This window comes from Fischerella muscicola PCC 7414 (assembly GCF_000317205.1).
In the GTDB taxonomy this organism is placed as follows: domain Bacteria; phylum Cyanobacteriota; class Cyanobacteriia; order Cyanobacteriales; family Nostocaceae; genus Fischerella; species Fischerella muscicola.
This window is the reverse complement of record NZ_AJLK01000197.1, coordinates 1-11235: the sequence shown is the minus strand read 5'-3', so window position 1 is coordinate 11235 and position 11235 is coordinate 1. Positions and strand designations below refer to the sequence as shown.

9 protein-coding genes and 1 pseudogene are annotated in these 11235 nt (G+C 42.0%); 2 read left to right on the top strand and 8 right to left on the bottom strand.

Features of this window, described 5'->3' with window-relative positions; genetic code table 11:
* Nucleotides 1–280: pseudogene (locus tag UYI_RS33740) on the top strand (zinc ribbon domain-containing protein); the annotation flags it as partial.
* A 7-nt stretch (nt 281–287) separates the two neighbouring features.
* Here UYI_RS33740 and cobJ read toward each other — a convergent pair.
* The 3 genes from cobJ to UYI_RS0130185 form a co-directional block, all read right to left on the bottom strand.
* The gene (gene cobJ, locus UYI_RS0130200; RefSeq protein ID WP_016870420.1) at nt 288–2048 is read right to left on the bottom strand and encodes a precorrin-3B C(17)-methyltransferase; all 1761 of its coding nucleotides are present in this window, start codon (nt 2046–2048) and stop codon (nt 288–290) included.
* Between the two features lie 414 nt (nt 2049–2462).
* A complete protein-coding gene (gene dps, locus UYI_RS0130195; protein ID WP_016870419.1) occupies nt 2463–3026 on the bottom strand; it encodes a DNA starvation/stationary phase protection protein Dps in 564 nt (187 codons plus the stop codon).
* Nucleotides 3027–3455: 429 nt separating this feature from the next.
* Nucleotides 3456–4505 carry an aldo/keto reductase gene (locus UYI_RS0130185; protein WP_026086267.1) on the bottom strand — a complete coding sequence of 350 codons (1050 nt, stop codon included), beginning with the start codon at nt 4503–4505 and terminating at the stop codon, nt 3456–3458.
* Between the two features lie 256 nt (nt 4506–4761).
* On the opposite strand from UYI_RS0130185, the gene UYI_RS0130180 reads away from it, so the two are divergent.
* Nucleotides 4762–5166: a thiol-disulfide oxidoreductase DCC family protein gene (locus UYI_RS0130180; protein WP_026086266.1), complete on the top strand. Its 405-nt coding sequence runs from the start codon at nt 4762–4764 to the stop codon at nt 5164–5166.
* A 66-nt stretch (nt 5167–5232) separates the two neighbouring features.
* On the opposite strand, the gene UYI_RS0130175 is transcribed toward UYI_RS0130180, so the two are convergent.
* From UYI_RS0130175 to bicA, 5 genes are all read right to left on the bottom strand, one after another.
* The gene (locus UYI_RS0130175; protein WP_016870415.1) at nt 5233–5694 is read right to left on the bottom strand and encodes a hypothetical protein; all 462 of its coding nucleotides are present in this window, start codon (nt 5692–5694) and stop codon (nt 5233–5235) included.
* 75 nt (nt 5695–5769) lie between these two features.
* Complete coding sequence (locus UYI_RS0130170) at nt 5770–6258, bottom strand: HugZ family pyridoxamine 5'-phosphate oxidase (RefSeq protein ID WP_016870414.1); 489 nt, start codon at nt 6256–6258, stop codon at nt 5770–5772.
* A gap of 93 nt (nt 6259–6351) precedes the next feature.
* The gene (locus UYI_RS0130165; RefSeq protein WP_016870413.1) at nt 6352–6798 is read right to left on the bottom strand and encodes a DUF3574 domain-containing protein; all 447 of its coding nucleotides are present in this window, start codon (nt 6796–6798) and stop codon (nt 6352–6354) included.
* Between the two features lie 162 nt (nt 6799–6960).
* Nucleotides 6961–8379, bottom strand: a complete 1419-nt coding sequence (locus UYI_RS0130160) for a cation:proton antiporter (RefSeq protein ID WP_016870412.1) — start codon at nt 8377–8379, stop codon at nt 6961–6963.
* Nucleotides 8380–8552: 173 nt separating this feature from the next.
* A complete protein-coding gene (gene bicA, locus UYI_RS0130155; RefSeq protein WP_016870411.1) occupies nt 8553–10271 on the bottom strand; it encodes a bicarbonate transporter BicA in 1719 nt (572 codons plus the stop codon).
* Nucleotides 10272–11235: the final 964 nt, after the last annotated feature.

Genomic DNA, 11235 nt, shown 5'->3' with positions numbered 1-11235 from the left:
ATTGGTTCCAAACTCTGTTCTAATTGTTTCTATCAAATGGGTGAAATGCCACTGGATGTCCGTGAATGGACTTGTCCTAGTTGTGGTACTCATCATGATCGGGATGGCAACGCATCTGAAAACATTAGAGCAGAGGGAATCAGATGGCTATTGGCGGAAGGTTCAGCCGTCTGGAGCTGTAGGAGGGGAGGTAAGACCAAAGATGGGGCGAAAGTCTCATCTGCGGCACTCCCCCGTGAGTACAGAAGCTCAGGGTGTAGCGAAGCGAAACCCTGGGTAGTTCACTGCTAATCATCATAGCGACGGGGAGTATAAACCCAGATACCACCATCTCGCTTTTTGATCATCCGGGTTTTGCTGGAACCAACAAGAATAACTGTCCGCATATCAGCATGTTCTGGGACTAAATTTTCCAGAGTACAGACTATAGTAGATTCGGCGTCTCTGCCGAGATTGCGTGCAAGTACCACTGGGGTATCGGGAGAACGATGACGCAGCAGTATATTTTGTGCCTCTGCTAATTGCCAGGTGCGTTGCTTGGAGACTGGGTTATAAAAAGCAATGACAAAATCTGCTTGGGCAGCAGCAGTAATGCGTTGTTCGATAATTGACCAAGGCTTTAAAATATCTGAGAGAGAAATTGCACAGAAGTCATGACCAAGAGGCGCGCCCATCTTCGCTGCGGCTGCCTGCATTGCGGAAATACCCGGCGCTACTTGAATTTCGATACCTTGCCACTCTGGCTTGGCTTGTTTATCCAGCACCTCAAATACTGCTGCTGCCATTGCGTAGATCCCAGGATCTCCAGAGGATACCACTGCCACAAACCGTCCCTGTGCTGCTAAATCCAGGGCTACCTTTGCCCGGGCAGTTTCTTCCCGATTGTCTGATTCATGCAGGCGTTTACCTTTGGTGAAGGCACTCACTAAATTTAGGTAGGTAGAATAACCAACAAAATCAGTGGTATTACGTAATATTTCTTTGACTTCTGGTGACATCCAATCACTTCTGCCTGGGCCTGTGCCAATTATTGCCAAGCGTCCGCGTGGTGTACCTGTGGTATTGATGTCGATGGGTAAAGGCGCGATCGCAATAGCACAGGAAAAATTTGCTGTCTGTTGTTGTCGAATCAAATCACCAGCAGAAGCTGCTAAAGCCGCCCCTACTGCCACATCTGCGGACTGATGGTAAGACATAACTTGAGCGATCGCTTCAGGAGTAAAAAAACGAATTGGCACGTTGAGAGAATTAGCGATCGCTTCTAAACCAGGTTCAGCAGCATCTGAGATGCTAGCAAAAACTCCTGCAACAGACGCCGGGGCTAACTCCGCATCTGCTAGCATTTGCTGTACTAAGGCAACTAACTCTGAACCTTCCACCTTTTGTAAGGGGGGATTGAGGGGGGTAATTCCAATTGCCACCGTTGCAGGATGATAGACCAGGTGGGTTGCTGTGGAAAATACTGCCTTTTCAGTAACTTCTATTACTCTTTCTCCATCCTCAGCAATAGGTAAAGAACTGTTCCTCAACCAAGCTGCATTACCCATTAATCGTACCGCATGTCCTGCCAACAGGTCAGACATAAAGCCTTTCGCATATTCTGGGTTAGACAAACGATAACCGACTGGTGGATCTTCCAATGCGATGCCAAAGCGGATATCACCAGTCGTTGTGATCGCAGGTTGTACACCTAACACATTGGCAATTTTTCGTGCCAAATTATTGACACCATTGAGTCCTCCCAACAGAGGTACTACTGCACTACCATCCTCTGCAACTGCTAAAACTGGGGGTTCCTGCCGCTTGTTGGCAAGCAGTGGTGCTAAGGTTCTAATCAAAATACCTGTAGCACAAAAGCCAATAATGGGTGTACCATTTGCAAACAACTCCCGCAGTGTGACTCCAAACTCTGTAAAAGTTACATCCACATTAGAAGTACGACCTGCTAGTCCATATAACTGCGCTTCTGGTAAGACACTAATGATTTTACGGGCGACGGGGATACTGTTGTTACCCAGGACAATAATAGCAGGTGCGATTTTAGTCATAGAATTGCTGAAAGTGAGGATATTTTTATCGTTCCTTAACAGAACATTAGTCTATATATTAAGTACTGAAAGGAGCTTTTTTGACATCCTCACCGGGCTAAAGCCACGATGATTCCCAAGACTCATGACTTGGGTTTCTGTTTCTTCCCCTTACGGATTTTTCGCAACTGCCCTTTAGCAAAATGCCTCCACCGGTCTTACGTTCACTCCACTAGGAGACTGCATAAGACCGAATACCCGCTTTGGGATTGGGGCGGTGGTCAGCGAAGCTAAAAGCCCACACTGTACTCGGAGTACCGAGTACAGTGTGGGTAGTTCACTTAAAAACTAAATATCTTCCCACAAATTCTACTCTACCTTGAAGCCATCCTCCAGGCGTCTACGCCCCTACTAACACTCAATATATTGTCTTGACTATTTAGCAGCAACTTTTTCTTTAGTTGTAGCAGCTGTAGCACCATTTTCTGATTTTACTTCTGCTGGTTGCAAATGAGCTTCTAAGAACCACAGTCGCTTGTCAATGGTGCGAGAGACTTCGGTGTAAAGATCCGCTGTATCTGCATCACCTAAATCATCGGTTGTGTCGATCGCTTGTCTGAGGTGCTTAGCATAAGGTGCAAAGCGCTCTACCAATGCGGTAACATGCTGCATACCATCCAAAATATCAACTGGATATTCTGGCAAAATTGAATTAGCTGCTGCCATGCGCGCTGTACCACAAGCATAACCACCTAAAGCGGTGATTCTTTCTGCAAACATGTCAATATACTCTTCTAACTCATCTGCAATTTCATCAAATAATTCGTGCAGTTGGTAGAAGTCGGTTCCTTTGACGTTCCAGTGCGCCTGTTTTGTCTGAGTTTTCAGATCTGTTGTTGCGGCTAGAGTTTGATTGAGAAGTTCAACAATTTTGACGCGTGCATCAGCAGGAAGATCAATGTGGCTGGGGTAAAGACGTGATGAAAGCTTATCTGCCATAGTCCTAACTCTCTTTGTTCTAGTTCTGTTGTTTTTGCTCGACAAGACAAGTCTACAGATTGTACGCTACGGTACGAAACTCTCTGGCGGTAGATGGTATTTTTCTTTTATCGATATAAAATAATCTAGAGTTGATGGTTGTTTGTTGGTGGTTGTTTGTTGGTGGTTGGTTGGAAAAACACCAAACAACTATTAACCAGCAACTACTAACATCATTAGTGTTGATGGTTGTTTGTTGATGGTTGGTTGGAAAAACACCAAACAACTATTAACCAGCAACTACTAACATCAAGAGTGTTGATGGTTGTTTGTTGGTGGTTGGTTGGAAAAACACCAAACAACTATTAACCAGCAACTACTAACATCATTAGTGTTGGTGGTTGGTTGGAAAAACACCAAACAACTATTAACCAGCAACTACTAACATCATTAGTGATGATTGTCTATCAGGTTAAATGTGCCACCGAAAAGGCGATCGCGTATGACTTCATTCTGCAAGAAATCATGGGGAAAACCAAGTTCAATTTGGCTAACTTCGTTGAGGCGTTGCAGATGTTCTGGTGACAGATCAATGTCAACACAAGCCAAATTATCTTGAATCTGTGATACCTTCCGTGCCCCAATAATTGGGATAATTACACCAGGTTGAGCGCGTAACCAAGCTAGTGCAACTTGCGAGGGTGTACGTCCGATTTCTTGAGCAACTTGGGTAACAACTTCGGCGATCGCTAAAGCACGTTCAGAAATATTTCCGCCAGCAGTACTTGATAGTCGCCCCTGTTCGTTACCATTACCCTGACTCTTGTTATATTTACCTGTTAATACACCACCACCCAAAGGAGACCACGGTAATACAGCCAAGTCAAAGGCTTTTGCCATTGGTAGTAAGTCTCGCTCTGGAGTGCGTTGCAACAAATTATACTCAATTTGCAGAGCTACAAATGGGGTCCAGCCCTGAAAATGTGCCATAGTATTGGCTTGGGAAACAACCCACGCTGGTGCATCGGAAATACCAATGTATAATACTTTTCCTTGACGTACTAAATCATCAAAAGCACGCATAATTTCTTCAACGGGCGTCATAAAATCCCAAGCGTGCAACCAGAACAAATCTATATAGTCAGTCTTTAGGCGTTTTAAACTACCCTCGATGGACTCTATCATGTTTTTGCGATGATTGCCACTACCATTAGGGTTGCCTTTATGGTCATTCATCTGCAAAGGAAACGAGTACTTTGTGGCAATGACAAAACGTTCTCGTTCCGAGGCAATAAATTCACCAACAATCTTTTCACTAGATCCATCGGTGTAACCATTGGCAGTGTCAATAAAGTTACCACCAGCTTCTACAAAAGCATCAAAGACTTTGCGGCTTTCATCTTGAGATGCTCCCCAACCCCAGTCTTCGCCAAAAGTCATGGTTCCTAAGCAGAGTTCAGAGACTCGTAACCCGCTTTTACCCAAGAGTTTATATCTCATGACAGCCCTCTTACTTGCCAAAATAGAGTTTAGCGGACACCCGTATACTTGTCTTGTCTGTTCTTGCTAAAAATCCAAATATCTTACTTTTGGTGGATAGTGGTTAGTGGATAGTGGTTAGTGGATAGTGGATAGTGGTTAGTGGTTAGTGGATAGTGGATAGTGGATAGTGGATAGTGGTTAGTAGTTAGTGGATAGTGGTTAGTGGTTAGTGGTTTATTAGTAACTAATGACCAATGACTAATGACCAATGACTATGAACTACTACGTAATCTACGACGGAAATTGCAATCTTTGCGTTACCTTGGTGCAACTACTGGAAAATCTAGATCAGGGCAACCTATTTCGCTACATCCCCATGCAAGATCAGCAAAGTCTCCAACAATGGGGAATTACACCCCAAGATTGTGAGTTGGGTATGATTTTAATTAATGCCAATGCGCCGGAACAACGCTGGCAGGGTAGTGCAGCAGCAGAAGAAATTGGCCGATTATTACCATTTGGTAGTATTTTTGTGGATGCCTATCGGGCTTTACCTGGAGTGAAATGGGCAGGCGATCGCATTTACGAACAAATCCGCGACAATCGTTATACTCTGTTTGGTAAACGTCCTCATACATATCAATCAGTATATTATGCGGATAATAACTGTAAATTGTGAAGTGCAACAAAAAATGCGATCGCCTAGCTGAGATGATGAAAAGTTAGGCGATCGCTCAGTTATATCTTAACGTTTAGAACGCTGTTGTTGATAATAGCCAACTACCTGCTGTACATACGTACCAGTAAAACCACTGTTGCAACTCGTGTAACTACCAGTCATCCACCAACAAGCAGTCCCACGCACAGCACCGATTTCATTATTCTTAGTAGCTGCGTACTGATTATTTAACTCACGCCGCACAATACATGAAACAACTTGACGTGCTAATTGTGGACTATTTTCAAATTGTGTTGGTGTAACTTCTTTTTTCAAACAATTTCTTGACCAACCTTTGAGGGTTTCTGGTTTGACTTGCCAGTCGCTGTAATATCCATCGTTGGCTTTGCCTGTTTTTGGTGCGGCTAGTCGTAAAGCTTCTACCATCGCCGCAACTTGGGCATCAGATACCTGCTTTTGTACCTGGGCTAAAGCTGGCAATGGTAAAATTCCTAAACTAGCAATTACTCCGCACAGTAGAAATCGCATGTTTCTCCTCATCAATTCACCTTATTTTGCAATGCAACAATGTAGCGTATAAAAATGTAACAAATTCTTTTTTCTTTATGCAGGCCGACCTTTTAGTTTGTTAAGGTCATCACCACTAATAAAGTAAGCCGCACCAAAACCAATTACAAAGCGTCCCTCACTTGGAATGAGCTTGAACATGCGAAAATCTTGTAAGCCGCTCAATACTTCCATAATTTCACCAAAACGAGCGTGAAAATTATTCATGATTTCCTGCCAACTATCAGAATCACGCGCAATCAAAGCTGCTGTACACTCAAAAGTTAAACGACGACGGGCAAAAATTTGCTCTGTTTTATCCTCATCCTCAATCAACATCACACTAGCATGAGGATTAACAACTAAGTTTTGGGTGTGAGTTGACAGACCACTAATATATATATAGATATTCTTGAACTCATCAACTATAAACGGAGCATAGCTAGCATTCGGTATACCTTGCCCGTTCGTTGTGGCAATCATAGCACTTTGAAACTTTTGAATAAAAGCTTCGTATTCCGCCTGGGCTTGTTCTAGACTGTTCATAAAACAACAAGGGATAAACTAATAAGCTTCCCCCTCATGTTGCCATTTCATTTGCTTCCACTTCAATTGACTTTGACTGATAACTGATAACTGTTAAAAAGATACTTTAACACTACTAGTGACACGTAAAACAGATTCTTGTCGAAATGTCCTTTTATAGCTTGCTATTATCTCTTCAATCTTCTGATTTTTAGTCTGGCTATTTTCATAAATCAGAATCACTAGTTTGGTTTTTTCCCTGGTTAATTTGCCAGAACTGTCTAAATACTGTCCATAGACATCCATCACAGTCAGTCCATCAGGAAGTCGAGGTGTAATTACACGGTTCAAAAATAGCTGCCATTCAACCTCAGATACTGTCTTTCCTCCTGGTTTAGATAAGCCAAAGTACAACTCATCTTTAATGAGCGTCTTTGTACTTGCGTGAGAAATAGAGGTTAGAGGAGATTGGGCGCGAACAACAGTATTTGTATAGATAGGACTGGTAAAAAGTAAACCTGTAATAATTAAAGTGTTTAAACTTTTTTGCAAAGTAATCATAATGTAGTATTGATATCACTAAGGTATAGCTTCACATTTTGATAGTCATGTTCCGATTTCTTAGAAAGATAAAGATCCCCAACTTTTTAGAAAAGTCGGGGATCTTTGTAGTTCATGCTACTTTTTGCGTCCTATGTGGTTCATTTCTAACGAAAGCCAAAATTAACCAATCAAATCAGCTGGTTCAACTAACTCTTCCGTTTCTCCTGACTGTTTATTAAATGCCAACCGTAAGAAAGGCGGTGCTAAAAAGGTCGTGAGAATTACCATGATAATAATCGCTGCTTGCAGAGGTTTATCGATCGCACCACTAGCTGCACCAATACCAAGGAACACCAAACCCACTTCACCCCGAGGAATCATCCCGACACCAATCGCCAAGCGGTTAATTCCGGGCTGACCAAACACTGACCAACCTGTGACTACCTTACCAATAATTGCCACTACTACCAAAAAGATCGCAATTATTAATCCTTGCTGATTTTCAGGAACAATTGGATTGAGGACACCTAAATCAACCCTCGCACCCACAGTCACAAAGAAAATCGGCACTAAGATATCAGCAATGGGAATCACTTGTTGATCTAACTCTTTGCGTTTATCGGTTTCATCTAACACTAATCCAGCAGCAAACGCGCCTAAAATTGCTTCTAAATGGATGGCGTTGCCAATAAAAGCCATGAAGAATGCAAAGATAAATGCTGGAATGACTAGTTTCCCGCGTGTTTGCAGTTTATCAGCAATGGTAACAAAAGTTTTATTAAAGAATTTACCCAGGAGAATTGAACCAATCAGAAAAACAGTAGCGCTGACAATCAAGTAAATCACGTTCAAAATATCTACTTCGCCAGTTTTAGCCAGACTTGCTACTACTGCCAAAACAATAATACCCAGAACATCATCAATTACAGCAGCGCCAACAATAATTTGACCTTCTCGAGATTTGAGATGTCCAAGTTCTGATAAAACTTTGGAGGTAATACCAATGCTTGTAGCGGTTAATGCTGCACCAGCGAAAATAGCGGGAATTGCTGGGGTGTGAAAGAAAAACATCAGTCCCACAGTGCCGGCTGCAAAAGGAACCGCGACCCCAACACATGCTACTATTGCTGCTTGATAACCGACCTTCTTTAGTTCCCGTAAGTCTGACTCCAAGCCAATTTCAAATAAAAGAACGATTACACCCAACTCGGCTAGAATCGAAATCGCCTCACTTTGGCTTTGAAAAACAGATGTTACTGCCTCCGGACTAAGATTGCCGATGAATTGGAGTATATTCATGATTACTGAGTCTGTCGCGATCGCACCGCTTTCAGGAAATACCAGCAGATGCAAGGCGGAAGCACCAACTACGACTCCACCAACCAATTCCCCCAAAACTGGCGGAAAGTCCATCATCCTTGATAATTCGCCACCGAGTTTACTGGCAAGATAAATCACAACTAAACTCAGTAATACTCCGGTAAGGACAACAGGAGCATATTCTGATTCGGTTGCTGTTGCTAGAACAGGAAACTGTAAATCAGAACTCCAGGAAGATATCCAAGTAACTGAATTAACTATTAATTCTGGAAAAATCATTTTTTACGTCTCTGTAGCGACTCACCAAACAAGGCAAAAGTTAAAAGTTAAAAGGCAAAAGAAAAACGAATCGATCTGTACGTTAAGCGTTGCGGAGGCTATCCCCTGAATTTATTTATAGGGATTTACTTTTTGTAGAGACGTTGCATTCAACGTCTCTTTTTAGTTAGTTACTACTGGACTACAGCAGTGTCACCAAAATCGGTTCGATATGTGGTGCTTGTAGAAGTATTCGTATCAGCTGCGTAACCATTCACTAAAACAACAGCTTGTTGAATTGCTTCTGTACGATTCATTAGTAAGTGGTGTGGAGGTAAGAGTTGCATAATGCCTAATTTTTCTAGGCGTCGCTTAATTTTGCCAGTTGCACCAACTATGAATACATGGCGACCTTTTTCAACTGCTTCTCTGATGGCATTTTCAATTGCCAGTGAAGCAGTAACACCCAACAAAGGTACGTCACTCAAGTCCATAATTACAACATCGCAGTCTTTGATGGCATTATGTTCACGAGCTATCGCTTTGGAAACTCCAAAAACCATTGGTCCACTCAGGTAGAACAGCAATACACGTCCGTTGGCTTGATCTAACAACTGCTTTTCTTGTGCATTTAAAACAATGGCATCATCAGCGTCAGTAATAGTTTTAACTTCCTCTGATTGCAAGCTAGAAAGACGTTCAATGGTCAAGATATTAGCAATAAACACCCCAACGCCCACAGCCACAATCAAATCCACAAACACTGTCAGGAACATCACCCCGTACATAATGATTGTTCCCTTCAGGGATACTTGATGAGCGCGTTTGAGGAAACTCCAATCGAGAATATCAATACCAACCTTGAGGGCAATACCTGCTAACACTGCCATTGGAATAGTTTCGGTCAAATTCGCAGCCCACAAGACCACCACTAGCAAAATAATCGCGCGAGTTATACCAGATAAAGCTGTTGTAGCTCCTGTTTGAATATTGACCACAGTTCCCATTGTGGCACCCGCACCAGGTAGCCCACCACATATACCAGAAACCAAGTTACCAATACCTTGACCAATCAATTCCTTGTCAGATTTGTGTTCGGTGCGAGTCAAGCTATCTGCAATTACCGCAGTTAACAAAGTATCAATGCATCCCAGCATTCCCAACATTGCCCCATCAATGATCATGACAGTGATTTGTGATGGAGTAAATCTAGGCATTTGCAATTGTGGCAGACCCATTGGGATGTCATTGATGCGTCTGATATCTGCATTCCCAAAGAAAACCAGTGAAACCACAGTACCGACAATTAATGCCACTAGTTGGGGAGGAGCATAGCGCTTCAATTTCGACGGCATTAAGAAAATAATTGCCAGTGTCAGTACTCCCAAAAGGGTTTCTATGGGATTGATATTTGATAACAACTGAGGCAGGTTTTGTACCATCCCCAGTACACCACCTTTGGGATTAGGCTGTCCCACAAAAGGAGCAATTTGCAGAATAATCAAAATTATGCCAATTCCAGACATAAAGCCTGAAATCACGCTGTAGGGCATGAGGGTGATGTATTTGCCCAGCTTGAATATGCCAAATAAAATTTGAAATATCCCTGCTAGCATCACCACAGTAAATGCCATTGCCAAGCCATTCTCTGGGTTATTTGCAGTCATCGTGGCGACAATCCCAGTCATGACTACGGTCATCGGCCCAGTTGGCTCAGAAATAAGGGTCGGTGTACCTCCAAACAGCGCCGCAAAAAACCCGACACAAACAGCACCATAAAGACCAGCCACAGGCCCAGCACCAGAGGCGACTCCGAAGGCTAACGCTAGTGGTAAAGAAACAATTGCGGTTGTTAGACCACCAAAAAGATCACCACGTAAATTTCGGAAATGGATAGTATTAGTCAGTTGCATGGATGGGGATTTAATCACAATAGAACTGTGAATTCACAAACTTTCAGCCTGGATTTAGCATTCAAATATGCCAAAACATGCACCTGCCTCAAACCTCAAAAACTTGCTTGCTTAAGTTCACTGCTATCATGCTACACTAAGCATTAAGTAGATATTTTTGTATAGCAATAAATAGCCGATTCACCTCTGCAAATAAGAATAATAATCTGTTTTTTGAGGTAAATAGCAGTTGTTAATTTGGGACATTTTTGGCAAAAATAAGCTTAATACAAGATATATGAAGACATTTGTATCTAAAAAAACTTCTTCAATCTTGTAAAAACTGCTTTGTTATACAACTTTAGTTTGCCAAAACATCTTATTGAAATATTTGATTGTGCTATTTCATTGGTCGCTCCAATCTCCACAAAGCTGAAAAGCAGGAATTGTATTTATTGCAAGCAAAACATTACAAGAAATAAATTATATTTCTTGCTCCAGATGGCTTGTTTCAAATACAAGCGCAGCTTGCGCCGAGTTGAGCTTAAAAAGCAGACTCCCGCAATCTTATGAAATTAGCTGATGTTCCCAAAAACCGCTTTATGCGTAAAACGTATTTAATTTTATAAAAATAGCATACAACTTTTGTTGCCTAAAAAGTTAACGTTTAGGCAATAATTCTTAAATAAAAATTAGATGGCTTTGATAAGTAATAGTTTATGTATCGTCACGAATTTGGACTAAAAGAGTATATGCATAGTTAATTATCTATGATATCCATGAGCTAAGTTGATGATAAATACTTTTTTAGCCTTCATGAGCTACAAAGACATTCAGCACATACAATTAGTTCCTATTCAAACGATCAAAAAATGCAAGGTAGAAGCGAGTTTATCCAATAGACGTCTCCAGAAATTAATTATGCGTTATATCAAGTTCGTATGATTATTTATAATTCCCGTTTACCTCACCCCGCCTTCGGCAC